This is a genomic window from Kocuria cellulosilytica (genome assembly GCF_040981245.1).
Taxonomy (GTDB): domain Bacteria; phylum Actinomycetota; class Actinomycetes; order Actinomycetales; family Micrococcaceae; genus Kocuria; species Kocuria cellulosilytica.
On the sequence record NZ_JAVFWZ010000003.1, the window covers coordinates 190,537 to 206,562 of the forward strand.

The 16,026-nt window shown below is 73.9% G+C and carries 17 protein-coding genes; all 17 read left to right on the forward strand.

All coding sequences use genetic code 11. From position 1 onward, the window contains the following. Positions 1–157 precede the first annotated feature (157 nt). The 17 genes from rpsD to RCG67_RS06025 all read left to right on the forward strand — a co-directional run bounded on the left by rpsD (position 158) and on the right by RCG67_RS06025 (position 16,020). Entirely contained in the window at positions 158–790 is a 633-nt protein-coding gene (gene rpsD, locus RCG67_RS05945; protein ID WP_017832285.1) for a 30S ribosomal protein S4, read from the forward strand. 195 nt (positions 791–985) lie between these two features. Then, positions 986–1,414 carry a DUF948 domain-containing protein gene (locus tag RCG67_RS05950; RefSeq protein ID WP_058872674.1) on the forward strand — a complete coding sequence of 143 codons (429 nt, stop codon included), beginning with the start codon at positions 986–988 and terminating at the stop codon, positions 1,412–1,414. Beyond that, the gene (locus RCG67_RS05955; RefSeq protein WP_368825259.1) at positions 1,411–1,794 is read left to right on the forward strand and encodes a hypothetical protein; all 384 of its coding nucleotides are present in this window, start codon (positions 1,411–1,413) and stop codon (positions 1,792–1,794) included. The genes RCG67_RS05950 and RCG67_RS05955 overlap by 4 nt, the downstream gene beginning before the upstream one ends. Beyond that, positions 1,794–4,490 (forward strand): alanine--tRNA ligase, encoded by a 2,697-nt coding sequence (gene alaS, locus RCG67_RS05960; protein ID WP_368825260.1) that lies wholly within the window; start codon positions 1,794–1,796, stop codon positions 4,488–4,490. Before RCG67_RS05955 ends, alaS begins: the two co-directional genes overlap by 1 nt. Next, the gene (gene ruvX, locus RCG67_RS05965) at positions 4,487–5,161 is read left to right on the forward strand and encodes a Holliday junction resolvase RuvX (RefSeq protein WP_368825261.1); all 675 of its coding nucleotides are present in this window, start codon (positions 4,487–4,489) and stop codon (positions 5,159–5,161) included. Before alaS ends, ruvX begins: the two co-directional genes overlap by 4 nt. After that, the gene (locus RCG67_RS05970; RefSeq protein ID WP_368825263.1) at positions 5,158–6,387 is read left to right on the forward strand and encodes an endolytic transglycosylase MltG; all 1,230 of its coding nucleotides are present in this window, start codon (positions 5,158–5,160) and stop codon (positions 6,385–6,387) included. The genes ruvX and RCG67_RS05970 overlap by 4 nt, the downstream gene beginning before the upstream one ends. Continuing rightward, positions 6,357–7,271: a shikimate dehydrogenase gene (locus RCG67_RS05975; protein ID WP_368825264.1), complete on the forward strand. Its 915-nt coding sequence runs from the start codon at positions 6,357–6,359 to the stop codon at positions 7,269–7,271. Before RCG67_RS05970 ends, RCG67_RS05975 begins: the two co-directional genes overlap by 31 nt. A gap of 63 nt (positions 7,272–7,334) precedes the next feature. Further along, the gene (aroC, locus tag RCG67_RS05980; protein WP_368825265.1) at positions 7,335–8,627 is read left to right on the forward strand and encodes a chorismate synthase; all 1,293 of its coding nucleotides are present in this window, start codon (positions 7,335–7,337) and stop codon (positions 8,625–8,627) included. Then, positions 8,624–9,235: a shikimate kinase gene (locus RCG67_RS05985; RefSeq protein WP_368825266.1), complete on the forward strand. Its 612-nt coding sequence runs from the start codon at positions 8,624–8,626 to the stop codon at positions 9,233–9,235. The genes aroC and RCG67_RS05985 overlap by 4 nt, the downstream gene beginning before the upstream one ends. Further along, positions 9,232–10,347 (forward strand): 3-dehydroquinate synthase, encoded by a 1,116-nt coding sequence (aroB, locus tag RCG67_RS05990; protein ID WP_058872666.1) that lies wholly within the window; start codon positions 9,232–9,234, stop codon positions 10,345–10,347. The genes RCG67_RS05985 and aroB overlap by 4 nt, the downstream gene beginning before the upstream one ends. A gap of 76 nt (positions 10,348–10,423) precedes the next feature. Beyond that, positions 10,424–10,987, forward strand: a complete 564-nt coding sequence (gene efp, locus RCG67_RS05995) for an elongation factor P (RefSeq protein WP_058872665.1) — start codon at positions 10,424–10,426, stop codon at positions 10,985–10,987. Continuing rightward, the gene (nusB, locus tag RCG67_RS06000; RefSeq protein ID WP_368825268.1) at positions 10,984–11,394 is read left to right on the forward strand and encodes a transcription antitermination factor NusB; all 411 of its coding nucleotides are present in this window, start codon (positions 10,984–10,986) and stop codon (positions 11,392–11,394) included. The genes efp and nusB overlap by 4 nt, the downstream gene beginning before the upstream one ends. Before the next feature lie 113 nt (positions 11,395–11,507). Then, on the forward strand, positions 11,508–12,386 hold the full coding sequence (locus tag RCG67_RS06005; protein ID WP_368825269.1) for an ABC transporter ATP-binding protein: 879 nt from the start codon (positions 11,508–11,510) through the stop codon (positions 12,384–12,386). Beyond that, entirely contained in the window at positions 12,376–13,044 is a 669-nt protein-coding gene (locus tag RCG67_RS06010; protein WP_368825270.1) for an ABC transporter permease, read from the forward strand. Before RCG67_RS06005 ends, RCG67_RS06010 begins: the two co-directional genes overlap by 11 nt. A gap of 35 nt (positions 13,045–13,079) precedes the next feature. Beyond that, positions 13,080–13,703 (forward strand): bifunctional pyr operon transcriptional regulator/uracil phosphoribosyltransferase PyrR, encoded by a 624-nt coding sequence (pyrR, locus tag RCG67_RS06015; protein WP_368825271.1) that lies wholly within the window; start codon positions 13,080–13,082, stop codon positions 13,701–13,703. Further along, positions 13,700–14,707 (forward strand): aspartate carbamoyltransferase catalytic subunit, encoded by a 1,008-nt coding sequence (locus RCG67_RS06020; protein ID WP_058872661.1) that lies wholly within the window; start codon positions 13,700–13,702, stop codon positions 14,705–14,707. The genes pyrR and RCG67_RS06020 overlap by 4 nt, the downstream gene beginning before the upstream one ends. Beyond that, positions 14,704–16,020 carry a dihydroorotase gene (locus RCG67_RS06025; RefSeq protein ID WP_368825272.1) on the forward strand — a complete coding sequence of 439 codons (1,317 nt, stop codon included), beginning with the start codon at positions 14,704–14,706 and terminating at the stop codon, positions 16,018–16,020. The genes RCG67_RS06020 and RCG67_RS06025 overlap by 4 nt, the downstream gene beginning before the upstream one ends. The last annotated feature ends 6 nt before the right edge of the window (positions 16,021–16,026 follow it).

The window sequence follows — 16,026 nt, forward strand, 5'->3', positions numbered from 1 at the left end:
GGCGAGCGGCCACGGCGCTTGTAGGACCGGAGGATTGCGGCTGATCCTCACCTCTCCGGCGGGACCGATCCCGTCCTCGGAGGCCGGACCGAACAGAACACGCTCCCCCCGCGCCGGGCACCGGACGGGGGAGGGCACCGCATTGTGAAAGGTAAACGTGGCTAACAACACGCGTGCGCGCCGCCAGGTGCGCAAGTCCCGCGCCCTCGGGATCGCCCTGACCCCGAAGGCCGAGAAGTACTTCGAGCGCCGTCCCTACGGCCCCGGCGAGCACGGCCGTGCCCGCCGGAAGGCCGACTCGGACTACGCCGTCCGGCTGCGCGAGAAGCAGCGTCTCCGGGCGCAGTACAACATCCGCGAGAAGCAGATGCACATCGCCTACGTCGAGGCCAAGCGCCAGGAGGGGCAGACCGGTGAGAACCTGGTCGCCCTGCTGGAGTCCCGCCTGGACGCCCTGGTCCTGCGCTCCGGCTTCGCCCGGACCATGGCCCAGGCCCGCCAGATGGTCGTGCACCGCCACATCCTGGTGGACGGCGAGCGGGTGGACCGCCCCTCCTACCAGGTCAAGGAGGGCCAGCTGATCCACGTGCACGCCAAGTCGGAGAAGATGGTGCCCTTCCAGGTCGCCGCCGCCGGCGCGCACCAGGCCGTGCTGCCCGACACCCCGGGCTACCTCGACGTGCAGATCGAGAAGCTGCAGGCCAAGCTGGTCCGCAAGCCCAAGCGCGCCGAGGTCCCCGTGACCTGCGAGGAGCAGCTCGTGGTGGAGTACTACGCCCGCATGGCCTGATCCTGCGGGCTCCTGCTCCCGGGACGCCCCGGGAGCAGGGCCTTCCCGGCGGAGAGCCCGCGGCGCCTGCGCCGCGGGCTCTCCCGTTCGGTACAGTTGGTCCCCGGGCACCGCACCGGTGCCCGTTCCCGCACGCCCGGGGCGGCCCCGCCGCCCCGGTCCCCTCGACCCGACCAGCAAGGAGCGCGCCGCCCCATGACCGGTGGAGAAATCGCAGGACTGCTCGCCGCGGGGGTGTTCGCCGTGCTGGTCCTCCTGCTCGCGGTGCCGATCCTCAAGCTCGGCAAGGTCTTCGACGAGCTGCGGCTGACGATCCGCTCGCTCAACAACGAGACCGTCCCCCTCATCGACGAGGTCACCCGCACCGTCTCGACCACCAACTCCCAGCTCGAGAAGGTGGACGGCATCACGACCAACGTCTCCGACGCCTCCGCGAACGTCTCCGCGCTGTCCTCCCTGGTGGCCTCCACCGTGGGCCAGCCGCTGATCAAGGTCGCCGCGTTCTCGCACGGTGTGCGCCGGGCGTTCACCGGCGACACCGCGACGGGGGGCGCCCACCGGGCCGACCGCTTCGGGACCGCCGACGAGCCGGTTCCGGGCGCTCCGGGGGAGGACCGGCCATGAGCTTCTGGGGCAGGCTCGCCCTCGTGGCCGCCGGCGGGGTGCTCGGCGCCGCCGCCACGCGGTTCGCCCGCTCGACCGGCCAGGACCTCGCCGTGCGGGAGGCCGCCGGTGCCGCGCGCACGCCCCGCGCCGGGGACTGGCGGTCCCGGCTCTACCGGTTCGCCGCGGCCGTGCGGGCGGGCATGGACGAGCGGGAGGCCGAGCTGCGCGAGTCCTTCGGCGTGGCCGCGCCCCGGCCTCCGGCCGCGCGCCTCGCCGCCCGCGACACCGCCCCGCCGGTGCTCGACGGCACCAGCGCCCCCCACGGGGCCGAGGCCTCGGCGGACCCCACCGACCCCTCGACACCCCCCTCGACCCACCGCGAAGGAAAGCACCGGTAATGCTGTCTCAGGAAATCACCAAGCGCTGGCTGGACTACTTCGAAGGCCAGGGCCACACCGTGGTGCCCTCCGCCTCGCTCATCTCCTCCCAGCCCGGTGCCATGTTCACGATCGCGGGCATGGTCCCGTTCATCCCGTACTTCCTCGGCCAGGAGACCGCGCCCTACCGGCGCGCCACGTCCATCCAGAAGTGCATCCGCACCCTCGACATCGACGAGGTGGGCAAGACCGCCCGGCACGGCACGTTCTTCCAGATGGCCGGCAACTTCTCCTTCGGGGACTACTTCAAGGAGCGGGCCATCCCCATGGCCTGGGAACTGCTCACCGGACCCGTGGACGAGGGCCGCTTCGGCCTGGACCCGGACCGGCTGTGGGTCACCGTCTACGAGGACGACGAGGAGTCCTACACGCTGTGGAAGGACACCGTGGGCGTGCCCGCCGAGCGGATCCAGCGGATGGGCCGGGACGAGAACTACTGGGACACCGGCCAGCCCGGCCCCGCGGGCCCCGACTCGGAGATCTTCTACGACCGCGGACCCCGGTACGGCCGGGAGGGCGGGCCGGCCGTCGACGACGACCGGTACATCGAGATCTGGAACCTCGTCTTCATGCAGTACCAGCGCGGCGAGGGCACGGGCAAGGACTACGAGATCCTCGGCGACCTGCCCGAGAAGAACATCGACACCGGCCTCGGCGTGGAGCGCCTGGCCATGCTCCTGCAGGGCGTGGAGAACTTCTACGAGACCGACCAGGTCCGGCCCGTCCTCGACCGGGCGGCCGAGCTCTCCGGGAAGCGCTACCGCGGCTCGGAGAAGCCGGGGGAGGAGGGCTACGAGGACGACGTGCGGATGCGCGTGGTCGCCGACCACGTCCGCTCCTCGCTGATGCTCATCGCCGACGGCGTCAGCCCATCCAACGAGGGCCGCGGGTACATCCTGCGCCGCCTGCTGCGCCGCGCGATCCGCGCGATGCGCCTGATGGGCGTCACCGAGCCCTGCCTGCCCGTGCTGCTGCCCGCCTCCCGGGACGCCATGCGCGGCGTCTACCCCTACGTGGCCGAGGACTTCGAGCGGATCTCCCGGATCGCCTACGCCGAGGAGCGGGCGTTCCTGAAGACCATCGAGTCCGGGACCACCCGGCTCAACGAGGCGGTGGCCGGCGCCCGGCAGCAGGGCCGGACCGTCTCGGGCGCGGAGGCTTTCGCCCTGCACGACACCTACGGCTTCCCGATCGATCTGACCCTGGAGATGGCCGCCGAGGCCGGGGTCGCGGTCGACGAGACGGCCTTCCGCGGTCTCATGGAGGAGCAGCGCCACCGCGCGCAGCAGGACGCCCGAGCCAAGAAGGGCGCCCACGCCGACCTCTCGGTGTTCCGCCGGCTCGTGGACGAGGGTGGCTCGGTGTTCACCGGCTACACGCGGCTGGGGCACGGGACGGTGCTGCGCGCCCTGCTGCAGGACGGCGTGAGCGTCCCCGCCGCGCCGGCCGGGGCGCACGTGGAGGTGGTCCTGGACGAGACGCCGTTCTACGCCGAGGCCGGCGGCCAGGCCGCCGACCGGGGCACGATCTCCGGCGACGGGTTCGTGCTCGAGGTCACCGACGTCCAGCAGCCGGTCAAGGGGCTGTCCGTGCACCAGGCGGTGGTGCGCGAGGGCGAGGCCCTCTCCGGCGCCACGGTGCACGCCCAGGTGGACGTCGCCCGGCGCCGTGCCGCCGAGGCCGCCCACACCGGCACCCACATCGTGCACGCGGCCCTGCACGACGTCCTCGGCCCCGAGGCCGTCCAGCGCGGCTCGTTCAACAAGGAGGGCTATCTGCGCTTCGACTTCGCGTGGGGCGAGGGCCTCGGCGAGGCCCAGCGCCAGGAGATCGAGGAGGTCTCCAACGCGGCGATCCACGCCAACCACGAGGTCGTGACCCAGGAGATGGCCCTCGCCGAGGCGAAGGCCATGGGGGCCATGTCCCTGTTCGGCGAGAAGTACGGGGACCGGGTGCGCGTGGTCGAGCTCAACGGCCCGTGGTCCCGTGAGCTGTGCGGCGGCACGCACGTGGGCGGCACCGCCCAGATCGGCTCGCTCACGCTGCTGACCGAGCAGTCCGTGGGCTCGGGCAACCGCCGCGTCGAGGCGCTCGTGGGGCTGGACTCGTTCCGGCACCTCGCCGCCGAGCGGACCCTCGTGCACCAGCTGACCGGCATGCTCAAGGCGCAGTCCTCCGCGGAGCTGCCCGAGCGCCTGGCGGGCACCCTCGAGAAGCTGAAGTCGGCCGAGAAGGAGCTCGCGGTGCTGCGCCGGGAGAAGCTGCAGGCGCAGGCGGGGTCCCTGCTCGACGGGGTGCGCCAGGTCGGCCCGGTCAAGGTCCTCGCCCACGACATGGGGGAGGTCTCCGGGGCCGACGACGTCCGCTCGCTCGCGCTCGACCTGCGCGGCCGGATGACGGCCGAGCCGTTCGTCGTGGCCGTCACGGGCACCGCCAAGGGCCGGCCCCTGGTTCTCGTGGCCACCACCGAGGGCGCCCGCGGCGCGGGCGTGCAGGCCGGCCGGCTCGTGCGCACCGCCGCCCAGGTCCTCGGCGGCGGCGGCGGCGGCAAGGACGACATCGCCCAGGGCGGCGGGCAGGACCCCGCCCAGGTCGGGGCCGCCCTGGACGCGGTGCTGGCCGACATCGCCCGGGCGACGGGCGGCGCCGCCGCGTGAGCGACGCCTTCGCCCGGGGACGGCGGATGGGGGTCGACGTCGGCCTCGTCCGCGTCGGGGTGGCCCTGTGCGACCCCGACGGCATCCTCGCCACGCCGCTCACCACGCTGCGGCGCGACCCCCGGAAGGGCTTCGACGTGAAGCTGCTGGCCGGCCTGGTCCAGGAGCACGACGTCGTCGCCGTCTACGTCGGCCTGCCCCGCAGCCTCGACGGCGGGGAGAACGCCTCCACCGCGATGGCCCGCGACTACGCGGAGGCCCTCGTGCGGCGGCTGCGCGTGAAGGGCCGCGAGGTGCCGGTGCGGCTGGTCGACGAGCGCCTCAGCACGGTGGACGCCCACCGGGCGCTCCTCGAGGCCGGGGTCTCCCGCCGGGACCACATGGACAAGGTCGACCAGGTGGCCGCGGCCACCATCCTGCAGAGCGCCGTGGACCGGGCCAGGGCGACCGGTGCGGAGCCCGGGGCGCCGGTGGACCCGCCGGCCCCTGCCGCCGCGGAACCTGCGGTCGCGCATAATGGGGGGGACCTCGACGGGCACGGTCCCGCCGGGGCGCAGGACGGGCAGCCGTCCCGCGAGGCCGGGAGCACGGCCGAGGACACCGCCGGAGCGCCCGACTGGGCGCGGACGGCGCCGTTGACGACCACCGATCCGGACGGAGAGCATTCGTGAGCGACGATCCGTACGACCAGTCGGCGTCCCGCCGACCCGAGGGAGCCCGCGAGTCCTCCGGAGGCGGCGGGGGTCTGGGCAGCCTCCTGGACGCGCCGTCCTCGCGGCAGCCCTCCACGGGCCTGCGCGGCGTCTTCGAGCACGAGGAGCTCACGCCGGAGCAGGTCAAGCGGCGGCAGCGCCGCGGCCGCGTGTCCCTCACCACGGCCATCGCCCTGTTCCTGCTCGCCGCGCTGATCACCGTGTCCGTGCTCGGCTCGACCTTCGGCTGGTTCGAGATCCGCGACTACCGCGGCGACGGCAAGGACCCCGTGACGTTCTCCGTGGCCCAGGGCGCCACCACCGGGCAGATCGCCGTGGCGCTCCAGGAGCAGGGGATCGTGGCGGACGCCGAGACGTTCGTCGAGACCTACCAGGAGGAGCACGCCGAGCAGTTCATCCAGCCGGGCGAGTACGAGCTGCGCACGGAGATGAGCTCCGAGGCCGCCGTGGACGCGCTCATGGAGGAGGACGAGGCCACCCACTACGCGGCGGTCAACCGGACCCTGCGCATGTCCGACGTCTTCGGGGTCCTCAGCGAGTCCACGGGCATCCCGGTCTCCGAGTTCGAGGCCTACGAGGAGGACACGGAGGCGTTCGGGATCCCCGGCCGCTTCCCGACCCTCGAGGGCTGGCTGCACCCGGGGGAGTACCGGTTCCCGCTGGACGCCACCGCGGAGCAGATCCTGCGCGACATGGTGGACCGCACCCGGGCGACCCTCGAGGACAACGGTGTCAGCGGCGAGGACAGGATCTTCGAGGTGCTCACCATCGGCTCGATCATCGAGTTCGAGGTCCAGCCCGAGCACTACGACGTGGTGGCGGGCGCGATCCAGAACCGCCTCGACAACCCCGACGGCGAGACCTCCGGGTTCATCCAGTCCGACGCGTCCGTGACCTACGGCCTCGACCGCAGGAGCTACGACTTCACGGAGGAGGAGCGCCGCGACGAGTCCAACCGGTACAACACCTTCGCCAACCCGGGGCTGCCGGTGGGCCCGATCGGCTCCCCGGGCGACGCCGCCATCGCGGCGGCCGCTGACCCGCAGGAGAACGACTACTACTTCTGGGTCACCGTGAACCTCGACACGGGCGAGACGAAGTTCTCCGAGACCTACGCGCAGCACCTCGAGTACGTGGAGGAGTACAACCAGTGGTGCAGCGAGAACGAGGGCCGGTGCGGGTGAGCCCCGCCCGCGCGGCCGTGGTGGGCCACCCCATCGGCCACTCGAGGTCCCCGGACCTGCACCGCGCCGCGTACGCGGTGCTGGGCGAGGACGTGGACTACGACGCCCACGACCTCGTCGAGGAGCAGCTCCCGCCGTTCGTCGACGCCCGCCGCGGCGACCCCGCCTGGCGCGGGCTGTCGGTGACGATGCCCCTCAAGTCGGTCGCCGCGGCGTGCGCCGACGAGCTGACGGGGCTGGGGGACGCGGTCGGCGCGGTCAACACCCTGCTCTTCCGCGCCGACGGGTCCGTCCTGGGCCACAACACCGACGTCGCGGGCATCGTGGGCGCGGTGCTCGCGGCGGGCACGGTCCCGGACCGACCCCGGGCCGCCGTGCTGGGCGGTGGCGGCACGGCCACGGCCGCGGTCGCCGCCGCGCAGCTGCTCGGGGCCCCCTCCGTGGACGTCCTCGTGCGCTCCGCGGCCCGCGCCGGGCGCGCCGCCGAGGCGGGGCGCCGGCTCGGGATCCCCGTGCACCTGCGGGCCTGGGAGGAGGCGCCGGACCGGCTGGCCGGCTACGACGTGGTCGTCTCGACCCTCCCGCCGCACGGCGCGGACGAGCTGGCGGCGCAGCTCGAGGCCGGTTCCCCGGCGACCACGGGCGTCCTGCTGGACGCCGCCTACGACCCGTGGCCGTCGGCGGTCGCCGGGGTCTGGGCCCGGGCCGGGGGAGCGGTGGCCCCGGGACTCGATATGCTGATCTTCCAGGCGGTGGACCAGATCCGCCTGTTCACCGGCCGCGATCCGGGCACACCCCTGCCCCGGGAACAGGACGTGATCGCGGCGATGTGCACGGCGGTGGGGCGGCCCATCCTCCCCGTCCCGTCCCTGCCCCGCACCTGAGACCCGTCGGCGGCCGCGCCCTGCGGACCCTGCCGACGAGACCCCGAAACGGAAAGAGTTGTTATGTTGCGTTGGCTCACGGCCGGCGAGTCGCACGGCGAGGCGCTCGTCGGGATCATCGAGGGCGTCCCCGCGGGGGTGAGCCTGACCAGCCAGGACGTCCGCGACGCCCTCGCCCGCCGGCGGCTCGGCTACGGGCGCGGCGCGCGGATGAAGTTCGAGCAGGACCAGGTGCGCCTGCTCGGCGGCGTGCGCCACGGCGTGACCCAGGGCGGGCCGGTGGCGATCGAGATCGCCAACACCGAGTGGCCCAAGTGGCGCGAGGTGATGTCCGCGGACCCCGTGGACGCGGAGGTGCTCGAGGGCCGTGCCCGCAACGCCCCCCTGACCCGCCCCCGCCCCGGCCACGCCGATCTGACCGGGATGCAGAAGTACGGCTTCGACGAGGCCCGCCCCGTGCTGGAGCGGGCCAGCGCCCGGGAGACCGCCACGCGCGTGGCCCTCGGCGCCGTCTCCGCGAAGATGCTCGAGGCCGTGGGCGTGCGCCTCGTCTCCCACACGACCGCCGTGGGCGCCGTGAGCGCGCCGGTCGACGCCCCGCGGCCGCTGCCCGAGGACGTGGCCGCCCTCGACGCCGACCCCCTGCGGTGCTTCGACCCCGCCACGGCGGAGGCCATGGTGGCGGCGGTGGACGCCGCGCACAAGGACGGGGAGACCCTCGGGGGCGTCGTGGAGGTCCTCGCCTACGGCCTGCCGCCGGGGCTCGGCTCCTACGTGCACTGGGACCGCCGGCTGGACTCCCGCCTCGCCGGGGCGCTGATGGGCATCCAGGCGATCAAGGGCGTCGAGGTCGGGGACGGCTTCCTGACCGCGTCCCGCCCCGGGTCCGAGGCCCACGACGAGATCGCCCGCGGCGCCGACGGCGCGGTGCGCCGCGTGAGCAACAGGGCCGGGGGGATCGAGGGCGGCATGTCCATCGGGGACGTCCTGCGCGTGCGCGCGGCCATGAAGCCCATCGCCACCGTGCCGAAGGCGCTGCGCACCGTCGACGTCGCCACCGGCGAGGCCGCCCGGGCCCACCACCAGCGCTCGGACGTGTGCGCCGTGCCCGCGGCCGGCGTGGTGGCCGAGGCGATGGTGGCCCTCGTGCTCGCCGACGCCGTGACGGAGAAGTTCGGCGGGGACTCGATCGCCGAGACCGCCCGCAACAAGGACGCCTACCTCGCCGCCGTCCCGGAGAACCTGCACTCCTCCGCCGGGCTCGGGCAGTTCGAGGGCGACGCCGCGGCGGCGCGCGACGACCACATGGGCGACCCGCTGGTGGCGCCCGCCGAGACGGGGGAGGGCCAGGCGTGAACGCGCAGTTCCCCGCCCCGGCCGACGGCACCGCGGTCCCGCAGCGGCCCGTGGTGCTCATCGGCCCCATGGCCGCCGGCAAGTCCTTCCTCGCCCTGCACATGTCCAAGTTCTACGGCTACGACTTCGTGGACGCCGACCAGGTGATCGTCTCCCGCTACGGCGTGATCTCGGGGATCTTCGCGGAGCACGGCGAGAAGTACTTCCGCGACCTCGAGGCGGACACCATCGCCGAGATCCTCCGGGACCCCGACCACGCCAACGCGATCTTCTCCGTGGGCGGCGGCGCCCCCATGACCCCGTCCACCCGGGAGCTGCTGCGCCACGAGCTCGTCGCCTACCTCGAGGTGGACGCCGAGACCGTGCTCCCCAGGATCAGCGGCAACCGCACCCGGCCCATGCTCCAGCCGGACCCGGAGCGGCGCTGGCAGGAGCTCTACGAGTCCCGGCGCGCCTGCTACGAGGAGCTCGCCGACATCACCCTCGACGGCACCCGCAACCGACCCGTCGCGGAGATCGGCGCCGACCTCGAGGCGGAGCTCGTCCGCCTGCGGTCCGCGCGGACCGCCGGCGGCACCACCGACAGCACCCAGGAGGTCCAGGCATGAGCGAGTCCGCTCCCCGCACCGTCACGACCATCCCCGTCACCGGGGACCGTCCGGCCGAGAACTACGACGTCCTCGTGGGCCACGGGCTGCTCGGGGAGGTCCCCCGCGTGCTCGGCGACCGGGTCCAGCGCGTGCTGGTCATCCACCCGAGGGCGCTGCGCAGCACCGGCGACGTGGTCATGGAGGAGCTGCGCGGCCAGGGCTACCAGGCGTTCACCGCCGAGATCCCGGACGCCGAGGAGGGCAAGCACGTCCAGGTGGCGTCCTTCTGCTGGCAGGTCCTGGGGCAGAACGACTTCACCCGCTCGGACGCGATCGTCTCCGTGGGCGGGGGAGCGGTCTCCGACCTCGCGGGCTTCGTGGCCGCCACCTGGCTGCGCGGGGTGCGGGTGGTGCACGTGCCCACGACCCTGCTCGGCATGGTGGACGCCGCCGTGGGCGGCAAGACCGGGATCAACACCGCGGAGGGCAAGAACCTCGTGGGCGCCTTCCACCCGCCCGCGGCCGTGCTGTGCGACCTCGACACGCTGCGGACGCTGCCCGAGAACGAGCTGCTCACCGGCATGGCGGAGGTCGTCAAGTGCGGCTTCATCGCCGACGAGCGGATCCTCGAGCTCATCGAGGGCCACCCGGAGGCGGTGCGGGACTCGCAGTCCGAGGTGGTGCGCGAGCTCGTGGAGCGCGGCATCCGGGTCAAGGCCGAGATCGTCTCCGGCGACCTGCGGGAGGCCGGGCGCCGGGAGGTGCTCAACTACGGGCACACGCTCGGCCACGCGATCGAGCACAACGAGCGCTACCAGTGGCGCCACGGCGCCGCGGTGGCCGTGGGGATGGTCTTCGCCGCGGAGCTCGCCCGCACCGCCGGCAGCCTGGCCGACGACGTCGTCGAGCGCCACCGCAGCGTGCTCACCGCCCTGGGGCTGCCCACCGCCTACCGGTGGGACCAGTGGCCCCGGCTGCTCGAGGTCATGAAGCGGGACAAGAAGACCCGCGGGAACCTGCTGCGCTTCGTCGTCCTCGACGCCGTCGGCAAGCCCCGCGTCCTCGAGGTCCCCGACCCCGCGATCCTCTTCGCGACCTACCAGGAGATCGCCGAGGGCGCGCCCCGCTAGACTGGTCCGCGGTCCGGGACGACACCGGCCGACCGCGCCGACCTGCCGACTTCGCAGACAGACAGAGAGAGAACCTGTGGCTACCACGAACGACATCAAGAACGGCACCGTCCTGAAGCTGGAGGGCAACCTCTGGAACGTCATCGAGTTCCAGCACGTCAAGCCGGGCAAGGGCGGGGCGTTCGTGCGCACCAAGATGCGCAACATCCGGTCCGGGAAGGTCGTCGACAAGACCTTCAACGCCGGCGCCAAGATCGAGACGGCCACCGTGGACCGCAGCGAGTACCAGTACCTGTACCAGGACGGCGCCGACTACGTCTTCATGGACAACAAGACCTACGACCAGATCACCGTCCCCGGTGAGGTGGTGGGCGACGCCGCCAACTTCATGCTCGAGAACCTCAACGCCACCATCGCGATGTACGAGGGCGCCCCGCTGTACATCGAGCTGCCCGCGTCCGTGGTGCTCGAGATCACCTACACCGAGCCGGGCCTGCAGGGCGACCGCTCCACCGGCGGCACCAAGCCCGCCACCGTGGAGACCGGCTACCAGATCCAGGTGCCGCTGTTCCTCGAGCAGGGCACCAAGGTCAAGGTCGACACCCGCACGGGTGACTACCTGGGCCGCGTCAACGAGTGAGCGCCCGGGGCAAGGCGCGCCGGCGCGCCGTGGAGATCCTCTTCGAGGCCGAGCAGCGCTCCGAGGACGCCCGCGAGGTCATGGAGCGGCGCCGGCTGCACAGCGACTCGCTGGTCTCCCCGTACGCCGAGGAGCTCGTGCTCGGCGTCACGATGCGCCGCGGTGAGCTCGACGAGTACCTCGAGACGTACTCCCAGGGCTGGACCCTCGAGCGGATGCCGGCCGTGGACCGCAACGTGCTGCGCGTGGGCGCCTGGGAGCTGCTGTTCAACGACGACGTCCCGGACGGGGTCGCCGTGGCCGAGGCCGTGTCCCTCGCCAAGGAGCTCGCGGGGGACGACTCCCCGCGCTTCGTCAACGGCCTCCTGGGCCGGCTGCAGAAGATGAAGCCGACCCTGCTGGGCTGATCGGCACGCCCGGAGCGCTACCGTGGCCGGGAGCACGGCCGGCCGCTCCCGGGGAGGTCCCCACGACAGCTCCCGCACTGCGCCTGCAGGGCGTCTCGAAGCACTACGGGACCGTGCGCGCGGTCGACCGCGTCGGCCTCGAGGTCGCCCCGGGGGAGATCTACGCGCTGCTGGGGCTCAACGGCGCCGGGAAGACCACGGTGATGCGGATGGTCCTCGGCATGGTCCGGCCCGCGGCCGGCTCCGTCACGGTGCTCGGCCGCGGCCGGGGCGAGCGGTCGGTGTGGGCGGAGGTCGGCTACCTCGTGGAGGCCGCCTCCGCCTACCCGGAGCTGACCGTGCGGGAGAACCTGGAGGTCGCCCGCCGGCTGCGGTCCCCGGCCGCGGTCGACGACGCCGTGGAGCTCCTCGGCCTGCGCGAGCACGCCGACCGCCGCGCCCGCGTCCTGTCCCGGGGCAACCTGCAGCGGCTGGCCCTGGCCCGGGCCGTGCTGCACCGCCCGTCCCTGCTGGTCCTCGACGAGCCCGTCAACGGGCTGGACCCGGCCGGCGCGGTCGAGGTGCGCGCCCTGCTCGAGCGCCTCGCCCGCGAGCACGGCACCGCCGTGCTGCTCTCCAGCCACATCCTCGGCGAGGTCGCCCGCGTGGCCACCCGGATCGGGGTCCCGCACCGTGGCGCGCTGCTCGACGAGTTCGCCACCGCCGCCATGCCCGACCGGGTCCGCCGCCGGCTCGAGCTCGGCACGCGCGACGACGACCGGGCGGTGCGGGTCCTGGCCGCCGCCGGCTTCGCGGCCCGGCGCGGGCCCCGCGCGCTCGTGCTCGACGAGGACCGGGCCACGGACCGGCCGGACGACGTGGCCGCCGCCCTGGTGCTCGGCGGCGTGCCGCCCACGGGCCTGACCGTGGTCCGCGAGGACCTCGAGGCCTACTTCCTGCGCCTGGTGGGCGCGCAGGCCCCGGAGCGGCAGGAGGCCTCCGGTGCCCGCTGACCTGGTGGCCGCCCTGCACGCGGAGGCCCTGAAGCTGCGCCGCTCGCGCGTGCCGTGGGCCACCGCCGGGGCCGTCCTGCTCGCCGGGGCCGTGGGGGCGTTCTTCATGTTCGTGCTCCAGGACGTCGACCGCGCCCGGACCCTGGGGCTGCTGGGGACCAAGGCCCAGCTCACCGGGGGCACCGCGGACTGGGCGGGGTACTTCTCCCTCACCGCGCAGACCGTCTCGGTGGGCAGGCTCGTGATCTCCGGGAGCGCGGCGATCTGGCTCTTCGGCCGGGAGTTCTCCGACCGCACCGCCACGGACCTGCTGGCCCTGCCCACCTCCCGCACCGCCGTGGTCCTGGCGAAGCTGCTGCTGCTGCACCGTGCTCACGGCCCAGGTGCTCGCCGCCGTCGGCCACGGCGCGTGGTTCCCCTGGGCCGTGCCCGCCCTGCTGGCCGGGACCGCCGGCCCGGCCGCCGCGGACACCGGCTGGGCCGGGCCCCTGGGCGTCGGGCTCGTCGCCCTCGGCTCGTCCGCGGCCACCGCGGCCTGGTGGGAGCGGGCCGACCACAGCGCCTGACCGGGCCCGCACGGCCGGAGGAGGCGCAGGTCACTCCCGGCCCGGGGGGTGCGGGCCGCTGTGCTAGTTTGGGGCGAGCAAGCAACCTTTAAGTCCGTCCTGTGAGGCGGGGAAGGAGGCGGCACCCATGAACGACGACACCTCCACGGCCGGTCCCGCCACGGGACCCGCGGCCGCGCGCGTCATCCTCTCGGCAGCCGACATCGACCGCGCCCTGACGCGCATCGCCCACGAGATCCTCGAGGCCAACAAGGGCAGCTCGGACCTCGTGCTGCTCGGCATCCCGCGCCGCGGCTATCCGCTGGCCCAGCGGATCGCCGCCAAGATCGCCGCGACCGACCCCGGCTTCGACGCCGCCGCGAGCCTCGGCCAGCTCGACGTCACGATGTTCCGCGACGACCTGCGCAAGAACCCCGCCCGCGCCCCCCAGCCGACCCGCATCCCCGTGCAGGGCATCGACGGGCGCACCGTGGTCCTCGTCGACGACGTCCTGTACTCCGGGCGCACCGTGCGCGCCGCCCTCGACGCCCTCGTGGACGTCGGGCGCCCCCGCGTGGTCCGGCTCGCCGTGCTCGTCGACCGCGGCCACCGGGAGCTGCCCGTCCGCGCCGACCACGTGGGCAAGAACCTGCCCACGTCCTCCCAGGAGAAGGTCCGGGTCCGCCTGGCCGAGACCGACCCGGAGCCGCGCGCGGAGGAGAACGCGGACTGCGTGGTCATCGAGACCACCGTGCCGGGGGCCGGCGCGTGAGGCACCTGCTGTCCACGAAGGACCTCTCCTACGACGCCGCCCTGACGGTCCTGGACACCGCGGACCAGATGGCCGCCGTGGGTCAGCGCTCCGTCAAGAAGCTCCCCGCCCTGCGGGGCCGCACCGTGGTCAACCTCTTCTTCGAGGACTCCACCCGCACCCGCATCTCCTTCGAGACGGCGGCCAAGCGCCTGTCCGCGGACGTGCTGAACTTCTCCGCCAAGGGCTCCTCGGTCTCGAAGGGCGAGTCGCTCAAGGACACCGCCCAGACCCTCGCGGCGATGAGCGCCGACGCCGTGGTGATCCGGCACTCGGCCTCCGGCTCCCCGCAGCAGCTCGCCGAGTCGGACTGGATCGACGCGGCCGTGGTCAACGCCGGGGACGGCACCCACGAGCACCCCACCCAGGCGCTGCTCGACGCCATGACGCTGCGCCAGCACCGCGCCCGCACCGAGGGCCGGGAGAGCACCCGCGGACTCGACCTGGACGGCCTGCACGTGGTGATCGTCGGCGACGTCCTGCACTCCCGGGTGGCCCGCTCCGACCTGTGGCTGTTCACCACCCTGGGCGCCCGCGTGACCTTCGTGGCCCCGCCCACGCTGCTGCCGGTCGGCATCGCGGACTGGCCGTGCCGGGTGGTCTTCTCGCTCGACGAGGCGCTGGACCCGGCCCCGGACGCCGTGATGATGCTGCGCGTGCAGCGCGAGCGGATGCACGCGGCGTTCTTCCCGACCGCCCAGGAGTACGCCCGGGAGTGGGGGCTGACCCCCGAGCGGGTCGCGGCCCTCGACGCCGCCGGGGCCTCCACGGCGATCATGCACCCGGGACCCATGAACCGGGGCCTGGAGATCTCCTCGGCCGCGGCGGACTCCCCGCGCTCCACGGTCCTGGACCAGGTGCGCAACGGCGTCTCCGTGCGGATGTCGGTGCTCTACCTGCTGCTGTCCGGCGACGACCTCGACCCCACCTCCACCCCGCACCCCAGGAGCGCTGACCTCTCGTGACCTCGTACCTCATCCAGGGCGCCCGGCCGTACGGCGAGCAGGCCGCCGACATCCTCGTCGAGGACGGCGTGGTCCGGCGCATCGGCCCCGACCTCGCCGGGGCCGCGGGCGGCGCGCGCGTCGTCGACGCCGCCGGGCTCGTGGCCCTGCCCGGGCTCGTGGACATCCACACCCACCTGCGCGAGCCGGGCCGGGAGGACGCCGAGACCGTCGAGACGGGCACCCGCGCGGCCGCCCTCGGCGGCTACACCGCCGTCTTCGCCATGGCGAACTCCGATCCCGTGGCGGACACGGCCGGCGTCGTCGAGCAGGTCCACGAGCTGGGCCGCTCCGCCGGCTGGGTCGAGGTCCGGCCCGTGGGCGCCGTGACCGTGGGCCTGAAGGGGGAACGGCTGTCCGAGATCATGGCGATGGCCGAGTCCCGCGCCGGGGTGCGGATGTTCTCCGACGACGGCATGTGCGTGCACGACCCGGTGCTGATGCGCCGGGCGCTCGAGTACGTCAAGGGCTTCGACGGCGTCGTGGCCCAGCACGCCCAGGAACCGCGCCTGACCGAGGGCGCCCAGATGAACGAGGGCTCCGTCTCCGCCGAGCTCGGGCTCACCGGCTGGCCCGCCGTCGCGGAGGAGGCGATCATCGCCCGCGACGTGCTGCTCGCCGAGCACGTCGGCTCCCGCGTGCACATCTGCCACCTCTCCACGAAGGGCTCCGTGGACATCGTCCGCTGGGCCAAGCGGCGCGGCATCGATGTCACCGCGGAGGCCACCCCGCACCACCTGCTGCTCACCGACGAGCGGGTCCGCAGCTTCGACCCGGTGTTCAAGGTCAATCCGCCGCTGCGCACGGACGAGGACGTGCACGCCCTGCGCGAGGCCGTGGCCGACGGCACCATCGACGTGATCGGCACCGACCACGCGCCGCACCCCGCCGAGGACAAGGAGTGCGAGTGGTCCTGCGCGGCCAACGGGATGACCGGCCTCGAGACCGCGCTGTCCGTGGTCCAGCTCAGCCTCGTGGACACCGGCCTCCTGACGTGGCGCGACGTCGCCCGGATCACCTCGGCGACCCCCGCCCGGATCGGCCGCCTGGCCGGCCAGGGCCGGCCGCTCGCGGAGGGCGAGCCGGCGAACATCACCCTGTGGGACCCGGCGGCCACCACCGTGGTGGACCCCGCCCGGCACGCGTCCAAGGGCCGCAACAGCCCGTACCGCGGCATGGAGCTGCCCGGCGCGGTCCGGGCCACCTTCTTCCGCGGCCACCCCACCGTCCTGGACGGGGCGCTCAGCACCCCCGCCCCGGTGCCCGCCGCCTGACCGCTC